12 protein-coding genes and 1 pseudogene are annotated in these 15,792 nt (G+C 62.8%); 1 reads left to right on the forward strand and 12 read right to left on the reverse strand.

Going from position 1 to position 15,792, the window contains the following annotated elements:
* Positions 1 to 246 (forward strand): annotated as a pseudogene (locus tag Q0288_RS08015) (hypothetical protein); the annotation flags it as partial.
* 136 nt (positions 247 to 382) lie between these two features.
* On the opposite strand, the gene Q0288_RS08020 reads toward Q0288_RS08015, so the two are convergent.
* From Q0288_RS08020 to Q0288_RS08075, 12 genes are all read right to left on the reverse strand, one after another.
* Positions 383 to 2,248: a DUF4249 family protein gene (locus tag Q0288_RS08020; RefSeq protein WP_299429374.1), complete on the reverse strand. Its 1,866-nt coding sequence runs from the start codon at positions 2,246 to 2,248 to the stop codon at positions 383 to 385.
* A 12-nt stretch (positions 2,249 to 2,260) separates the two neighbouring features.
* Complete coding sequence (locus Q0288_RS08025; protein WP_299429375.1) at positions 2,261 to 3,382, reverse strand: YncE family protein; 1,122 nt, start codon at positions 3,380 to 3,382, stop codon at positions 2,261 to 2,263.
* A gap of 18 nt (positions 3,383 to 3,400) precedes the next feature.
* Positions 3,401 to 4,483, reverse strand: a complete 1,083-nt coding sequence (locus Q0288_RS08030; protein WP_299429376.1) for a hypothetical protein — start codon at positions 4,481 to 4,483, stop codon at positions 3,401 to 3,403.
* Positions 4,484 to 4,517: 34 nt separating this feature from the next.
* The gene (locus tag Q0288_RS08035) at positions 4,518 to 4,703 is read right to left on the reverse strand and encodes a hypothetical protein (protein ID WP_299429377.1); all 186 of its coding nucleotides are present in this window, start codon (positions 4,701 to 4,703) and stop codon (positions 4,518 to 4,520) included.
* 4 nt (positions 4,704 to 4,707) lie between these two features.
* Positions 4,708 to 4,833 carry a hypothetical protein gene (locus tag Q0288_RS08040; protein WP_299429378.1) on the reverse strand — a complete coding sequence of 42 codons (126 nt, stop codon included), beginning with the start codon at positions 4,831 to 4,833 and terminating at the stop codon, positions 4,708 to 4,710.
* A gap of 21 nt (positions 4,834 to 4,854) precedes the next feature.
* Positions 4,855 to 5,595: a DUF6683 family protein gene (locus Q0288_RS08045; RefSeq protein ID WP_299429379.1), complete on the reverse strand. Its 741-nt coding sequence runs from the start codon at positions 5,593 to 5,595 to the stop codon at positions 4,855 to 4,857.
* A 12-nt stretch (positions 5,596 to 5,607) separates the two neighbouring features.
* Positions 5,608 to 6,447 (reverse strand): hypothetical protein, encoded by an 840-nt coding sequence (locus Q0288_RS08050; protein WP_299429380.1) that lies wholly within the window; start codon positions 6,445 to 6,447, stop codon positions 5,608 to 5,610.
* Between the two features lie 10 nt (positions 6,448 to 6,457).
* The gene (locus Q0288_RS08055; RefSeq protein ID WP_299429381.1) at positions 6,458 to 6,586 is read right to left on the reverse strand and encodes a hypothetical protein; all 129 of its coding nucleotides are present in this window, start codon (positions 6,584 to 6,586) and stop codon (positions 6,458 to 6,460) included.
* Positions 6,587 to 6,661: 75 nt separating this feature from the next.
* Positions 6,662 to 9,238, reverse strand: coding sequence for a hypothetical protein (locus tag Q0288_RS08060; RefSeq protein ID WP_299429398.1), 2,577 nt, complete (start codon positions 9,236 to 9,238; stop codon positions 6,662 to 6,664).
* A gap of 84 nt (positions 9,239 to 9,322) precedes the next feature.
* Complete coding sequence (locus Q0288_RS08065; RefSeq protein WP_299429382.1) at positions 9,323 to 12,760, reverse strand: AAA family ATPase; 3,438 nt, start codon at positions 12,758 to 12,760, stop codon at positions 9,323 to 9,325.
* Positions 12,761 to 13,251: 491 nt separating this feature from the next.
* Entirely contained in the window at positions 13,252 to 14,997 is a 1,746-nt protein-coding gene (locus Q0288_RS08070) for an acyl-CoA dehydrogenase family protein (protein ID WP_299429383.1), read from the reverse strand.
* 144 nt (positions 14,998 to 15,141) lie between these two features.
* Positions 15,142 to 15,756 (reverse strand): hypothetical protein, encoded by a 615-nt coding sequence (locus tag Q0288_RS08075; protein WP_299429384.1) that lies wholly within the window; start codon positions 15,754 to 15,756, stop codon positions 15,142 to 15,144.
* Positions 15,757 to 15,792 lie beyond the last annotated feature (36 nt).

Raw genomic sequence — 15,792 nt, forward strand, 5'->3', positions numbered from 1 at the left:
CTGCGCTCTTTGGGCTGGCTGGACATCCCGCAGTTGCTAAGGATTAGCGCACCGGCCCTCGAGTATGGAGCCCTGGCTCTGGCCGTCATCGCTCTGGTCAGTTATCTGCTCTTCCCCATCCGGGTGCTCTTTCTCTACGACGGCAACGCCACCCCGCTTCTGGTGGTGGGCAACAAAAAAGCCATCGAGGAGATGGAATACGCCATCTGGGCCTTTCTCGAGGCCCTGCACAAGAAGCAACCTTGAACGCTCGAGCGCTCCGCTACAACTCGCTCAAGGCAGCCCTGCGCCGGGCTGGGCCAGGGCTGCCAACAACCAGAACTAGAATTCTTCTATAACCTCCTCGGCCAGCGTGGTTTTCCAAAGCCCGGACACGACTAGGCTACAGCGTCAGGGTAATGGTAATGGGGTTGACCGGCTGGATGCTGTAAATCTGGCCCTGCATCCCCACCCCAGTGATGTTGTCGCTAATGTTCAGGTTTCCACCGCTAAAAGCGCCGCAAAATGCGTTGAGCGTGACCGTGTAGGTTCCCGGCGCAAGCGGGGTGGGAGGATCGGTCTGGGCTCGAGGTTGGAAGGTGCGCTCCGAGCCAAGGTAGAAGGCCATATCGGAGACCCCCGAACCGCCGTTGCGCTGGAACGAGACCTGGTACAAAGCATTGTAGCCGGGCTGGGCCGAGGCGCTGTCGCTCCAGGTGGCAGTCAGGCTGGCCGCGCTATAGCTGCCGCCGTTGCTGAGGTTGCTCCAGGCCACGTTGCCGAGTGCGAAGGCCGAGCCACTGCCATCTATGCTGCCGTTGCCGTCGGCGTCAATGTTCAGGGTGTAGCGCTTGCCGGGTTCGACATCGAAGTTGTTGGCAAAGTAGGTTCCCGGCGCCAGCTCACTAAGCGTCGCGGTTTTGCCCGCATTATCGCTGATGGTGATCTTGGCCCCGGCGGCAGGCTCGGCGTTATCCAGATCGCCGTCGGCGTTGGGGATACCCTTCTCGAGCTGCATGAAGGCTACCCCGCCGGGCTGCAACAGTGCGTTGGCCCTGAAGAAGCCCTCGGGGGCGGGGGCCACGCGAATCGGGAGGGGGTTGGTGGCGGCAGGCCGTACCAACTGAACCGAACTGCCCGGACACGGCCCCGGGGTGCGGCTGTAGTTCTTGCCGTCGAGGCCGATCAGGTCGTCCTCGTAGACTCTGCCGATATCTATAACCTTCGCGCCCGGTTTGGGAATCAGATTGCCATGGTTATCTACAAAGGTGTCGGTGTAGGTCTTGGTGGCCGTGAAGTTGACCGGCACGCCTTTTTCTACAGTGATTTCGGCTTGTCCAAGGCGGTTGGTTACCGCCCGCAACCCTGGACGCGCCGTAACCACTGCGTCTGCCAGCGGCCCAAAGCGGTTGCGCACCTCGACCAACACACACTCCTGATCCTGCACTGCCGGGGCCCCGCCATACCAGGAGAAGTGGCGGATGCTGGCCCGCAGCACCGGGGTGGTGCCGTCCACGCTCGAGCGCTCCACCGTGCCTTCTACAAAGTCTTCCCAGCGCCCGGTCTGGGGGTTGTAGGCGTAGCAGTGAATTTTGTCACCGATTTTGTAGCGGCTGCGCAGCTCGGGCGGGATAGGCAGTTCGACAATCGCGCTCGAGCCGGGCTTGAGGTTGATGCGGCGGTTCTGCGAATCCAGGATGCTGAACTCGGCAAAGGTTACTGCCGCTAGTGGGGTGGGGCTGGCGCCCCCCGCAATCAGATCGCCGGGCAGGGCTGAGTCTTCCTTGGTCGGATCGAGCGGGGTCACCACCACCCGCAGGTTGGTATCAGCAGTGTTCAGGCTGTTCGGCTGGAAGATCACCGCGTAGGGGCCAGCCTCGGTGCGCTGGAAGAGGGTGCGAGCCTGGGTGGGGTTGTAGCCCTGTTCGGTTCCTTCTTTTTTCAGCGCTACCACGATGGCCTGTGCGCTGCTGGTGGACTCGGCCAGCCCATGCCCAGGTGCGTAGCCCGCTTTTTCCAGGTCGACCTTGACCAGTCCCGGCGGCAGGTTCTGCAAAATGAACTCACCCCGGCTGTCGGTGGTGGTGGTCTGACTGCTCCCCACCACCGTGACCTTCACGCCGCTAAGCCGTGCCCCGGTGCCGATATCGGTGACCAGCCCGGCAACGGTATTGGGAGCGCTGGAGCCGTTATTTCCACCGCCACCGTTGTTGCCGCCACAAGCAGCCAGCAAACCCAACAAAGCAGCCATCCATAGGGTCTTCCTCATAGTTTCCTCCTGTTACCTGCGCACCACCACCACATCAAACGAAAGGCCATCTATCGGAATCGCCCGTGTCACCCCCTTGCGCTCCAGGTCGAAGACCACCAGATGCCCCTCGGTACCGCTGCTGACGATATAGGCCAGCCTGCCATCAGGAGACAGGGCGGCATGGGTGGGATTGACAAAAATTCTGCTCCCGAGCTCGAGTTGGTGGTTCTGAACCTGGCCCGAAACCAAATCCACCAGCGAGACCGCATTGGAGTAGTAGTTGAGCGACAAAACCCTTCCCTCCGCTACCTTTAGCATCCCCAATGGCCCTGGGGTGACGGTGAAGCTTTTGGGGCTCGAGGCGGGCGCGTGCAGGCTGAGGGTGTTGGACTCAAAGTTGGAAACCAGCGCGTTTTCCTCCAACGGCAACACGAAGGCAGGGTCGGAGCCGGTGGGGGCCTCGGACAGGGTTTGCCAGGTCTGCTCGTCGAGCCAGCGCACCGCGCTGGCCTCGGTGCTGGGCTGGCGGGGGCGCATCGCCACCACCAATCTGGAGCCCACCCGGGCCACGTCCACCGCTTCGCTCGCCGCACCGGAAGGCGGCAGATTCCGTGCCCGCACCACCTGAGCACTCAAGAGATCAATCTCGCTCAAACGCCCCTGGCGGATATGGGAGACGTAGAGTTTGTTTAAGTCGCTCGAGAACGCAATGCCCACAGGCCGCTCGCCCACGATAAAAGGCTTGGCACCGCCGGGGTTGTGGCAGGCAAAACAACTCGTTTTTGAGAAGGCGTCCTGGTCAAAGTGCGGCTGGATCAGCGTACCGTCACTGCGCCGCTCGGGCACCGGTGCGGTCAGGAAGGTGCGGAAAACCTCGAGGCTCCGCACATCCACCTCGGCTACGGCCTGCGAGCCCACCAGCACCACGTAGACCTTGCTGCCATCCGGGTTCAGAATCATCCGGTGGGGCAGCCCACCCACCGTGATGCGCTTGACGGTGCGGCCCTGCACCGGGTCAATTACCGCGACAGTGCTCGAGCCCGCCTGGCTCACCAGCACCAGGTGTGAAGCCTGCTGGGACGAGGAACAACCCACCAGTTGAAGCAGCCCGAAAAGAGCGGGCGGGAGGTATCGGATAACAGTCCAGACCATGATCTTCTCTCTGGGGGTTCACGGCCGCTTGCGGAAGCTGTTCCAGCCCACCCGGTTGGTGCAGGCGGCAAACTGCCACTCGTGCCCGGGCCATACACAGCCCAGGGTGAGCCCCACGCTGGCGGTGTACTGGAACTTGTAGTAGCTGGTGAGGGGCTGCAGGGTGTAGCGACTGACCCCATCGTCACCCTCACAGTTGCGGATCTGCACCACTACCCGGGCTTCCTCGGCCTGAAAGCGCACATCGCCCTCGTAGGTGTCGTTTCGGATCTCCAGCACCTTGAACCAGGCCCTCCCCCGCTCGTAGTAGATCAGGTCTTTCTTGCAGGCCCCCTCGTGGTTGGCGTTCTCGAAGACCGTAGCCAACTCGTAGCCGCCGGGGACGAAACGCAGCCAGCGGTGCTCGCTGCCGTTGTACTCGGGCAGATAGAACGCGCCGGTCTGGATGTTGTAAAAACCCAGGTCGGAGCCCGCCGAGGGCGCCCAGGTTCCCAGAAACTCCTGGTATGGCGGGTCGTCGCCCAGTTGGAACCCTTGGGGCTGGGCGGGCTGCTGGGGCCTGGCCGAGAGGTCGCGCTGGAGCTGCTTGAGCTTGAGCGGGTAGGGGCCGCCCGAGAGCTCGAGCTGCAAGGTGGGTTCCTTGATAAGCGTCTCGTACCAGGAGAGCCCAGCATTAAAGACCACCAGGTTGTTGGGTAGGGTGAAGGCGCCCGAACGGGTGCAGTTGTTCACGACCAGGCGGCGCACTCTGGGGCGCAGGGTCAGGAGGTTGTTCTGGATCTCGAGGGTGCCGCTCATGCGGTCGAGGTAGCTGACCTGGCGGCAGTGGGAGGCGACGCCCTGCGAGTAGTGGTCGAAGGTGAACTGCCCGTTGGCCCGAATCTTGAGCTGGGCCGAGTAGCCCTGGCTGAGGGTGAAGGTCTCGCCCGTAAAGGTGTTGGTGTAGTCACCGGCGGAGGCCACGGTCTGCTGCCAGATGCCCACCAGCACCGCCGGGACGCCCACGTTGCCCTGGGCAAAGCCAGCGATCCCGAGGGCCACCCCGCCCCACGCCGCCAGTGCCAGCAGCCTCCGCCACACGATTGCGTTCCTCGAATGCATACGGTTCCTCCTTGCCGGGCCTTACCGGGCTGGCCTAATCCGACCGCCGGGTCAGGTTCAGCCCCTCCATCTCCTCGCTGAGGAAGCGGGCCAGCTCGCGGGGGTCGGCGAAGTAGTGGCGCTCCTCGCCCCGGCTCACCGAGGCCCGCCAGACCTCGCCCTCCGGGGTGGGCTCGTACCAGACCCGCAGCACGTAGACTTGGCTGGCTTTGGGGCTCATCGCGTCAGTTCCTCGGGGCGAAATAAGGGTTGTCATAGGTGTCCTTGAGCGCCAGCGGGTGGTGGACGCCCCCCCAGGCCCCGCCGCCTTGCAGGCGCTCGAGCCGGGCGGGGAGGATGGCTGGTTTCATGGCGGCCTTTCCCCGACCTCGCTAGCGCAGCTCGAGGCCCGTCGCCGTAAACTTCAGCCGATCCGGGCGCACTCCCAGCGCGGTCTCGAGGGCCACCCCCGCGATCCCACGGTAGGTCTCGAGCAGCTCCGGGTCGTTCTGCTCCACCGCCACGGTGTAACCCAGAAGGGGCAGGGTCGCCATCAGCACCAGGGCCTCGTAAACCCGCTGGCGCTCCGGGTCGGTAAGCCGCTTAAAGGCCTCCGACCCCCCGAAGGCCGCGTCGGTGTTGGCCTGAAGGTTCATGAGCGCGGTCTCGCTGGGCTCCTGGCCGTAGTGCACCAGGTAGCACACCCCCACCAGGTAGGTGAAGGCCATCGCCACGTTGTGGGGGCGGCCCAGCCGCCGGGCCTCGGCCTCGAAGGCTTTGAACCCCTCGTTGAAGGCTGTAACCAGCTCCTGCACTTCGCCCGGCTTGTTGCTCAGGCTCTGGGCAAACTGCCGCACCAGCAGGCGCTGTGCGCCGGGTCGGAAGGCAGTCTGCGGCGCGGTCTGGGCCCGGACGCGGGCCGCAGCTTGCGCGCTATGGCTGGCATTATTGCGCTGGTTGACCCGCTCGAGGTTCTGCTGGGCGGTGCGCACCGCCGCCGAGTCGAGCTGAACCCTCAGGAAGGAGTTGACGGCGGTCATGTTGACACTGGTGTACCCCGAGAACTGCGCGAGGCCCTGGGACAGGATCAGGCCGGCGGCAATGGCCAGAGTGATCGTGAGCGGGTTTTGCATGGGTTGCTCCTTCTAGAGTCGTGCGCAGGTCAGGCGGATGTACAATCGGGTCAGGGTTGCGGTGTTGTTGACGCCCCTGACAAACCACGAGGTGCCATCAAACGGGATGAAGCGGGTGATGGTGATGTCGCTGTCGGTGGAGTTGTAGTACCCTGCGCCGAGCACGCGGGTACCTGCCGGACAGGTGGCTGTCTGCTCAAAGGTTCCGTTGGGCTGAATCAGCGGGCCAGGGATATCAAAGGTATTCACGTAACCGATATCCAGACTTCCGTTGACCGTCAAATTGCCTGTGGCCGTGGTGTTACTGCCACTCGCAGTGAGCGCCCCACCCGAGACCCGGGCCAGCGATGCCGCGTCGCTGGCCAGCTTGCCGCTCGACACCGCATTGTCTGCCAGTTTGGCCGAGGAAACGCTGGCACTGCCCAACTTTCCGCTCGTCACCGCGCCGTCGGCCAGCATCCCGCTGGTGATGCCCTCGAGGGCCACCGAGAAGGTGCTGCTGCTCAGGGCCAGCCCTGCTCCTGCCAGATACGACGTTCCCCCGCTGCCCTGAAGATCATCGCCCCACACCAGTGCCCCGCCCTGGGCTTTGAGCACCTTGCCGTCGGCCAACGTTCCACCCGTTGAAAGCTTGGGCAGCGTTACCGCACTGTCCGCAATACGTGCAGTTCCAACCGGGGCTTCCAGGGTTTGAATGGCCGAGCGCAGGATGGTGAAATTCTGGTTCACATCCGCAGATTTGATGGGCGTGTTGGGCGAAAAAGCAATCAAGTCCCCCACCGCCACAGCTACCAGGCCCCCGGCTACCATCGCCCCGCCGAGAACGAACATCTTGACTGCTTGCTTTGGCATAGTTGCTCCTTTACTGCCACTGCCCTTGATCCCAATTGCTGCTATCCCAGGTACCCTTGCTACCGGCCTGACCGCCACCCCCACATGCAGCCAGCAGCACGGCCAAAAAAATCAGGGCTATCATCCACATACGCTTCATCGAATCCTCCAGGGCTTTTGCAGGTAGGAAGTTGGGTGTCGGCAGGAGGAGGCACTCCACCGACACCCCGAGCTTCTACTTCTGCACCGTGATGGTGGCTCCGGTAATGGGCAGACCGCTTACGGTGGGGCTCCCTTGTGCGCTCAGCGCGGTCAGGTTGATCTGGTAGGTATGGTTGACCGGGGTGGTGTTCTGATCAGTGCCACCGCAGGCCGCCAGGGTCAGGGCCAGGCCCAGCGCCAGGAAACCCGTCCGCAGGGAGCGCATCCGCCACGCACCCAGGAGCATCAAGGGCAGCAAGGTAAGCAGCAGGGGCGTGGGCAGGGCCGGGAGGCTCTGGGCCTTCAGCACCGCCGGACGAACCGCCAGCGAGCTGGCAATATCGGCAGCTACCATGAACTGGCTATTGCCCGGACTGAGGGCCAGCGCGGTGGACAGGGTGAGGGTGAGGGTGCCGTTGTCGGCACTGAAGGCTCCAGTGGCGATGGGCGTTTCGCCGCTGTCAATCTGGCCGTTGGCGTTGGTGTCGCGGATCAGCTTGATGGCCGTGAGGTCGAGGTTGTCGTTGCCGCTGCCACTGGCTTGCAGGGTGATGCTCTGCAACTGGGTGGCCTGCGAGGGGTTGAGGGCAAAGGCCAGCATCGAGACATTGCTCTGGCCCTTGCTGCGGGTGGCATCGGTGGGCGCGTTGGCCGGTCTGGCTACGGCGATGGTGAGGCTCGCCGCCGGTGCGGTATTGAAGGTAGCTGTAACCGATCTGGCTGCGTCCATCGTGACCGAGCAGGTTCCGGTGCCGCTACAGGCCCCGCCCCAGCCAGCGAAGGTCGAGCCTGCATCGGCAACCGGGCTCAGGATTACACTGGCTCCCGAGCTGAAGGTGGCGTTGCAGGTCGCACCGCAGTTGATACCCGCAGGGCTGCTGCTCACGGTACCGCCGCCGGTACCGCCTTTGTTCACCGTGAGCGCGAAGCTGGCCGCAGGGGCCTGGGTGTAGTTCACGCTGGCGGTGGCGCTGGCGGTGGTCACGGTAACGTTCTGACTGGCCGGGTTGGGATTGTAGGTGGTGCCGCTCACCAGCACACTGGGGGCGGTGACGGTGTAGCTGCCGGTCACCACATCGGAGAGCGACTGGCCGGTTCCGCTGAGGATGGTGCGCTGCTGGTTGAAGCCATCCGGGCCGGTGATGGTGAGGGTGGCGCTGTTGCCACTGGGCAGGCCCGACACTTGCAGGTTGAGGGTACCGAAGCTCTGGGCCGTGTTGAAGGCGGCGGTCGCGGTTTGGGCCGAATTCATCGTCACCGTACAAGTACCCGTACCCGTGCAGGCCCCGCTCCAACCGGCGAAGGTAGAGCCGCTGGCGGCGGCTGCACTGAGGGTAACGGTCGTACCTGCACTGAAGGCCGCAGAGCAGGAAGTGCCGCAGTTGATGCCAGTGGGGTTGCTGGTGACGGTGCCGCTACCGCTCCCGGTTTTGTTTACAGTGAGGTTGAAAGTAGAGACGGGTGCGGTGTTGAAGGTCGCGGTGACGCTCTGGGCCACGTTCATCGTCACAGTGCAAGTACCGGTACCGCTACAGCCGCCTCCGCTCCACCCAGCAAACACCGATCCCGACGCGGGTGCGGCGGTCAGCGTTACCGTGGCGCCCTGGGTAAAGCTGGCCGAACAGGTAGCCCCGCAGTTGATACCGGAGGGACTGCTGGTCACGGTTCCCGAGCCCGTACCGTTTCTGCTGACCGTGAGGGTAAAGGTGGGGGCTGCCGCGGTGTTGAAGCTCTGGGTAGGGCTGTTGAAAGTGCCCGCATCGGTGACAAAACGGTAGCGCCAGAAATAGGTGGTGCTGGGGCTGAGGCCGGTGAGGCTGGTGCTGACGCTGGGAAAGTTAAGGGAGGTGTTGGGCACGGTGGCCGGAGGAGTGGTTAAACCAAAGGAAGTGGTGGTTCCATAATCCACATAAAGCTGGCCACCCTTGAAATAGCTATAAAGATTCACCCCCAGCGTTGCTGTGGTTGCGCCAATCCCACTGCTTTGCAGGTTCTGGAAGCTGGCCTGATAGTAAACGGTCACCGGCACAAACGGTGCAACATTGCTCCAGGCTGTCTGGGCCACCGCAGTCAAGCGGTGACTGGTCGGGCCGGCCAGCCCCAGCAGTTGTCTGTTGTAACGAACCGGCACACGAATATCCACCTGCCAGCCGGGCGCAATCACCGCATAGCCAAAAAACAAACCCCCACTGGCTCCGGTAGAGGGCGTTTGCGAGCAACCTCCCTGGAAACCAGGGGGGTTGTCGGTAAACTCGATCACCTGGGTGGGGGTCGTAAACTTGATGGCGTAGCAGCGCACCCGGTTGGTAGTATCAATCGCCAGGGTAGCCCCATCCGGCAGAAAGAAGTCGAAGCCGATGGTGTCGTTGGTACACGGACTAATGTTGGAGCCCACCGCCCGTACATAGCCCACATCGCCCGTCTTGGGGTAGGACGTACTTGGATCGGTAAAAAAGCCGACTTTGTTCTGTGAGGCAATAGCACTAATGTTGGTTATGGGGCAAATTTGCCATACTGCCACATCGCTTCCATCCAGGTAGGCAGGGGCTGCAAGCGCAACCGTGCTCATGAAGCCCAACACCCACAAAACACCAAAAGCCAGCCTTCGCATCCCTTGCACGACTCCCTCCTTGCTATACCTTCCGATATACGCGGACAGGGTAGGGCAAGCAGGATGACTGGAGAATGACTGAGGCTAGGGAGGGGTTATACCAGCGGTGCGGGCTGCTTCCAGAATTGCTTTGCTAACGGGGTTGTGGCTCAAAAAAGAGTTTTTGTGTTGCGGGGGAACATGCCGGTTCGCGATATCCAATAGATAGCCAAGCACCTGCTGGAGTTGGGTCATATCGGCTTTGTGGCTGGCCGCCTGGGCCTGGTAGTGCACCCACAGCACCTCGAGCCTCGTACAACCAGTGGGCCAGTACGCGGCCATCCGCTCGATGGCAGCCTGGCTGTGGCGCAGGGCATCACTGAGGTTGCGACTTCTTTTGCCTGGCTGGGCCAGCAAAGCGTTGGCCCAAAGGGTATGAGCGGCTATCTCGAGGGCGGGCCAGTGGTTTTCCTGGGCCAGCGCAAGGGCTTCCCGGATGCTCTGCAAACCCTGCCCCGGGGAACTCAGGCGGGATTTGGCCAGCAGGAAACGGCCATAGGCCAGCCCACGATAACCGGCAAATAGTTCCTCGAGCTGCTCTATCCAGGGGCCTGCCTCCTCCCCGCGCTGGTGGGCCAGCAAGAGCCCCAGAATCCGGTAGGTCGCCGCATCGCGTCGGGGCAGGTCGGGCTCGCTCAAGGCCCGGCCCAGCCAGTCCGAGGCAGTGGCCCACTCCCCCCAGATCCAGTGCAAACAAGCCATCTGGTACTCACTAAAAGCCCGCGTCCAGCCCCACTCTTCGGGCACAATTTCGAGGGCCCGCTCCAGGGCTTGCTGGGCTTCGGCGTAGCGCTCCAGGTCGTAGTAGCGCAGGGCCAGGTTGTTAAGGTGGTGCACCTCGCGGCCCACCACCCCCTGCATGCCCTCGAGCAAACACTGGGCCTGGAGCTGGGCTTCCAGCGCAGCCTCGGCATGGCCCAGCGCCGCCAGACAGACCGCGCGGTTGTGGTGAAAACCTATCTGCACGATGCGGTTGGCAGAACGCCCCAGGATGGGCTCGGCCTGCTGGTAGTAGGCAAGGGCCTCGCGGTGGCGCTCGAGCTGGTCGTAGGCAATACCCAGGCGCGATGTGCAGATTGCAGCCTGCAGCTCGTCACCGCGTTGCCGATGAAGCTCTATGAGCTGCTCCAGGGCCTTGATGAGGTCGTGGGTTTTGCGCTGTACAAAAAGCGCCTGGGCCAGGGCGTCCAGCAGCCGCACGCGCAACTCGGGCCGGTCTTCATCGCTTAGGCTTTGTAGCCCTTGCAGGGCCGCCTGCTCGGCCTCGGGCCCGTAGCCGTGTTCGCCCAGACGAATGGCCTCGCGCAGCCAGGCCCGGGCCTGCTGCTCGGGGGTACTGGCCAGAGCCCGCATCCGCTGAATTAGGGCTTCGTGGCGGGAGCCGGTATCAAAGCGGATCATAACCTCACTGAGGGCTTCGTGCAGGTCAAAGGCGGCCTGCGGGTCGCCCTGGCGATCCAGCTGCTCAATGGCCAGCTGGTAGAAACTGGCAGCCTCGGTGAGCCGGTAGGCGTCCTGGGCCCTCTGGGCGGCCTGGATTAGAAACGGAGTCGCCCGAGGGGGCTGGCCCTCGAGCCAGTGACCGGCGATGCGGGCCGGATCGGCCTGCCTGCTTTCCAGATACAGTGCAATCTGCTGGTGGAGATAGGTCTTAATGCTGGCCGGAACACCGCTCAGGGTGGCCTCGTAGAGCAGGTCGTGGACAAAAGCATTGCCGCGCAACAGTTGGGCCGCCTCGAGTTCGGCCCAGGGCTCGAGTAGCTCCAGTGGGGCAGCTTCGAGCACCCGGGCCGCCAGCTCGGGCGAAAAGTCCGGCCCGGCCACGGCTGCGGTGCGAATCAGCCGCTGGGCGCTCAGGGAAAGACGTCCCAGGCGTTGCTGAATCAGGGTGAAGATTTTGCTCGAGACCGGCAGGCGTCCCGGCTTTTGCTGGTCGAGGCTGCCCGACTCCCACAGGCTGCGCAGGGTCTCGAGCAAGAAGAAAGGGTTGCCTCCGGTATGGCGGCCCAGAGCCTGGGCCAGGGTCTGGGTGCTATCCAGCGGTACCGGCAGCTCGAGGCTCTCCAGCAGGCCCTGAACGGCGGCAACGTCCAGTGGCTGCAGATCAATTCGCACAGCCAGTCCGCTCTGTACGGCCTGGCTCAACACCTCCTCCATCCCACTTGAAAGCTCGCCAGCACGAAACGACAGGATGGCCCGCACGGGTTCTGTACGCCCCCAGTACTGGCTAAACACAAAATGCAGCACCTCGAGGCTGGCTGCATCTACAAATTGCAGGTCATCCAGGAAGACCTGCGCCATCCCCTGGGCAGCGGCCGCTCGTACCAGTTCGGCATTGGCCTGGATAAATCGTAGCTTCTCGGCGCGGGACTGAATGGGGGCCTGGGCCGGGCCAAGTTCGGGAAGGATGCGGGCCAGCTCGTGCTTCACCCAGTCTGGCAAAGCCAGGCCAGAAAACCGTCCAAGTATCTGGCGGCAGGTGCGGCTCTGGGTGGCGTAGGGAATCCCCGCATCGCCAGGACGGCCTTCAAAGACCACATACTGGCCCCGGCTTCCCAAAAAATCCTGCGCCAGTCGGCTTTTACCCACACCTGGTTGGCCAGTCACCAGGATCGCCTGTCCCTGAACCCAGGCAGATTCCATTGCGGCCCATTCGGCCTCACGTCCCATAAGCCGGGGTGGGCGCAACACCGAGAGAGGAATTTCTGCCCGCACTTCGGGATCGCTGGGTACAAGTTGTGCTCCCTGCTCGATCAGACCGAGCAGTCCCAGAGTTTCGGGCAGCGGGCGCACCGCCATCTCCCGTTCGAGCACGGTCTCACAACGCTGGTAGGCCGCTATCGCCGCGCTCCGGTCGCCCAGCAGATACCATAGCCGCATCACCCGGCGGTGCGCTACCTCCGAAAGCAGGTCGTGCTCCAACAGACGTTCGGCGTAGACCAGGGCCTCGCGGTACTGCCCGGCCTGCTCGAGGCCATCGGCCAGGGCCAGGAGCGAGTCGCGCCGCAGGTCGGCCAGACGCTCGCGCCGAATCAGCAGCCAGTCGTCGAAGTCGGGGCAGTCATCATAGTCGCAGCCCTCGAGCAGGCGCAGTTCGTGCTGCACCACCTCGGCGTGGCGGCCCGCAAAGTGGGCTACCTCGAGATCCGCCACATCCACATCCAGACCCTGTAGCTCCAGCACATCCCCGCCCAGCACCAGCTCAGCCCCCACCGCCTGCCGCAGCCGCCGCAGAGCCTGGGACAGGTTGTTGCGGGCAGTGGTCTCGGAGGATTCGGGCCACAGCCGACCCGCCAGTCTGGAACGGGTGGTAGGGCCTTCCAGGGTTAGATAGGCCAGCACCCCCGCAATTTTGCGCTCGAGTGGGCGCAGCTGGCGGGTCTGGATATGCAAGGCCGGAACGCCCAACAGTTCGAGTCGGCCTCGAGCGGGAGCGGCCTCGAGTTTTTCCACTGCCTTCGCAGTGCGATTGCGTTCCGGCACTCATCCATTGTAGAAAACCCAAGTCAGGCTTAGTGTTTGTTTCGCACAAGGCTATCCAGCGCCTCGGTTTGACCGGAGCATTCCGGCACAGCCGGTCGCCGGGGATCCGCTACCCTTTGTAAGTATCTTCATGTCAGGGAGGTTGAGGTAGCTGGTGCACCCATTCACGGAACCCAGGCGCGACCATGGAGGTTTCCGAGCAACCCAGAATGCAATCCATCCGAAAACACCCTGTGCCGAAACAGCCCGCATCTGAAGCTACGCACAGGTCTACTGCCTTAGGTTTGCCAGCACGCTTCCGCACCCGGGATGACCACCGCATTACCGCTGTGTTTAAGGGTGCGTGAGCTGGCTCTTATCACTAAGTGGAACTGGACTCTCGAGCACTTCCAGAATTACCTAAGGGTCATTCTGAGGCCGTCAGACCGAAGAAACGGGTGCACTTACGTCCACGGCCTTCAGAGCAGTACAGCGCATCAGACCCTTCAGCGTTAGGCTCTGGGCTGCGGATAGCCGTCCGCTTCCAGCACCACTGCCGCGATCCGGCGGCGCACCTCCACCAGATCGGCGGGGTCGTGCCTGGTCAGACGGCGGGCCGCAGAGGCCATCACCCGCATTTCGTCGCCCTCGGCCAGGCGCGGCAGAATCGAAAGCGCGGCGGCCTGGGCGCGGTCCAGGGTCTGGTACTGGTAGAGCATGGCCATGTCTGCGTAGGGGCCCCCGCCCAGCTTGCGAGCACGCAGCAAGGCACTCTCGGCAGCAAAGATGTCGGTCAGGATGTCAGCAGCCACGGCCATGACTTCCTGCTCCTCTTCGATCTTTTTGCCGTATTTGAGCGCAGCCAGGCCCAGCACTGCCAGGGCCAGCTTTTTGAGGTTCTCGAGCTGGCTCAACTCCTTGTCTTCTGGCTCGTCAAAGGAGGGCTCGAGCAGTTCTTTTTGCAGCTTCATGGCGGCATCAAAGAGGGGCAACTCGCCCTTCATCGCCCGGCGCAGCAACATACCGGGAATCAGCAGTCGGTTGATCTCGTTGGTGCCCTCGAAGATACGGTTGATGCGGCTGTCGCGATAGGCTTGCTCGATGGCGTACTCGCCAGAGTAGCCGTAGCCACCATGAATCTGTACGCCTTCGTCTACGGCATAGTCGAGGATTTCCGAGCCCAGCACCTTGATGATGCTGGCCTCGATAGCGTACTCCTCGATGCCCGCCAGCACCGCTTCGGCAGCGTTGGCCTTATCCAGGCTGCTCAGAGCCTCGTCAATCATGCCCATGGTGCGATACACCGCGCTCTCGCCCACAAAGATGCGGGAGGCCATCTCGGCGAGTTTTTGCTGGATCAGGCCGAAGCTGGCGATGGGTTGACCAAAAGCGACACGCTCCCTGGCATATTTGGCGGAGAGCCCCAGGGCCAGCTTGGCCCCACCAATGGCCCCCGCGCCCAGCTTGTAGCGCCCTACATTCAGCACGTTAAAGGCGATCTTGTGCCCCTTGCCCAGCTCACCCAGCACATTCTCGACCGGCACTTTCACATCTTCCAGAAAGACCTGGCGGGTGCTGGAAGCCTTGATGCCCATTTTTTTCTCTTCGCCACCCAGGCGCAGGCCGGGGGTGTCGTGCTCGATCAGGAAAGCGGTAAGGCCCTCGGAGGTTTTGGCGAAAACCGTGAAAAGGTGGGCGAACCCGGCGTTGGAGATCCACATCTTGGTGCCGTTCAGAATGTAGTGGGTGCCATCGGCACTGAGTTCGGCGCGGGTCTTGGCGCCCATGGCGTCGGAACCGGACTGGGGTTCGGTCAGGCAGTAAGCCGCAATGAGTTCGCCCGAAACCAGTTTGGCCAGGTAGTTGTCCTTCTGGGCTTTGGTACCCCAGTAGACCAGCGGCAGCAGGCCGATGCTGGTCTGGACACCGTAAGAAACGCTAAAACCCCCAGTGGGAGAGAGTCCTTCGGCAATCACGGTGCTGACCGTCTTGGGCAGGTCGAGGCCGCCGTATTCTTCGCTCACCTCCACCCCTAGCAGACCGAGCTCACCGGCCTTCTTGAGCAGCGGGACATTGTGCTCGAGTTCGCCGTGTTCCATGGCCTGAGCCACCGGCCGATACTCCTTCTCGACAAACTGCCGCACGGTTTCCTGGATCATGCGGGTGGTCTCGTCGAAGTCTTCTGGGGTAAAAGGCGTCGTGGTTTGTTCCAGTAGCCAGCCACCGCCCTTGGCCGAAAGTTTTTTATCTGCAACCATAAATGACCTCCGTGCTTGAAGTTAGACCTGCTACAAACTTATACCCGGTCTAAGTTTAGCCAGAATTTACTCCGTAGTCAATCGGCCAGCCCCTGCTCCCAGACTGGGTGGTAACATCTGCCAACTCAGAGCAGGAAACGGGTTCTAGCGTCCAGCGGTCAGAGTAAAGCGACGGTCTTCCTCGGCCAGAAGCCGATCACCTTCCCAAAGCTGCCAGCGTAGTCGGTAGGTGCCTAGGTTACTCGCATAGCGAGTATGCGCTACGCGCACCCCCTGGGGCGGCACTGCGGGTAGGTCGAAACGATAGAGCACCTGAAGCCAGGTGGTGTAGCGCAGCACCTCAAAACCCCGCGAATCTTGCTCGAGCCGGCCACAGTGAAGCCGGTAGCTGGCCTGCTCCAGCCCCACCCCAAAACCTGGGGGAGCCTCGAGCAGCACCAAGCGCACCAGGGGGGCAGGCTGTTCGTGCTGGGTTGCCCAGCGGCAGCGCTCTACCGGGTCGGGAAATGGAACCGGTGGTCTGGGGGGAAAGCCGAACTCGAGGGTGATGGAAAACCCCAGTGACCAGCTAGGGCCACGGGCAATGTCTGTCCAGCGCCGTTCCTCGTAGCGCTGTCGGCCATAAAGCGGTGCTCCGGCTGGACTGGTAAAGACGGGAAAGTCCTCCAGGCTGTAGGGGTGCTGGGGTGTGCTGCCCAGATAGGTGGGGGCACAGGCTGCCAGCCAGATCGCCAGAACGGCCACAAATCCCCTTCGCATCTTTTCCACCTCAGGCAATTGCTAGCAGCATACCTC

Source organism: uncultured Meiothermus sp., from assembly GCF_937863175.1.
Taxonomy (GTDB): domain Bacteria; phylum Deinococcota; class Deinococci; order Deinococcales; family Thermaceae; genus Meiothermus.

Excerpts from the sequence above, each read along its gene's own strand:
- Q0288_RS08020 (WP_299429374.1), bottom strand. The coding sequence starts at position 2,248 with ATGAGGAAGACCCTATGGATGGCTGCTTTGTTGGGTTTGCTGGCTGCT.
- Q0288_RS08025 (WP_299429375.1), bottom strand. The coding sequence starts at position 3,382 with ATGGTCTGGACTGTTATCCGATACCTCCCGCCCGCTCTTTTCGGGCTG.
- Q0288_RS08030 (WP_299429376.1), bottom strand. The coding sequence starts at position 4,483 with ATGCATTCGAGGAACGCAATCGTGTGGCGGAGGCTGCTGGCACTGGCG.
- Q0288_RS08035 (WP_299429377.1), bottom strand. The coding sequence starts at position 4,703 with ATGAGCCCCAAAGCCAGCCAAGTCTACGTGCTGCGGGTCTGGTACGAG.
- Q0288_RS08040 (WP_299429378.1), bottom strand. The coding sequence starts at position 4,833 with ATGAAACCAGCCATCCTCCCCGCCCGGCTCGAGCGCCTGCAAGGCGGC.
- Q0288_RS08045 (WP_299429379.1), bottom strand. The coding sequence starts at position 5,595 with ATGCAAAACCCGCTCACGATCACTCTGGCCATTGCCGCCGGCCTGATC.
- Q0288_RS08050 (WP_299429380.1), bottom strand. The coding sequence starts at position 6,447 with ATGCCAAAGCAAGCAGTCAAGATGTTCGTTCTCGGCGGGGCGATGGTA.
- Q0288_RS08055 (WP_299429381.1), bottom strand. The coding sequence starts at position 6,586 with ATGAAGCGTATGTGGATGATAGCCCTGATTTTTTTGGCCGTGCTGCTG.
- Q0288_RS08060 (WP_299429398.1), bottom strand. The coding sequence starts at position 9,238 with ATGCGAAGGCTGGCTTTTGGTGTTTTGTGGGTGTTGGGCTTCATGAGC.
- Q0288_RS08070 (WP_299429383.1), bottom strand. The coding sequence starts at position 14,997 with ATGGTTGCAGATAAAAAACTTTCGGCCAAGGGCGGTGGCTGGCTACTG.
- Q0288_RS08075 (WP_299429384.1), bottom strand. The coding sequence starts at position 15,756 with ATGCGAAGGGGATTTGTGGCCGTTCTGGCGATCTGGCTGGCAGCCTGT.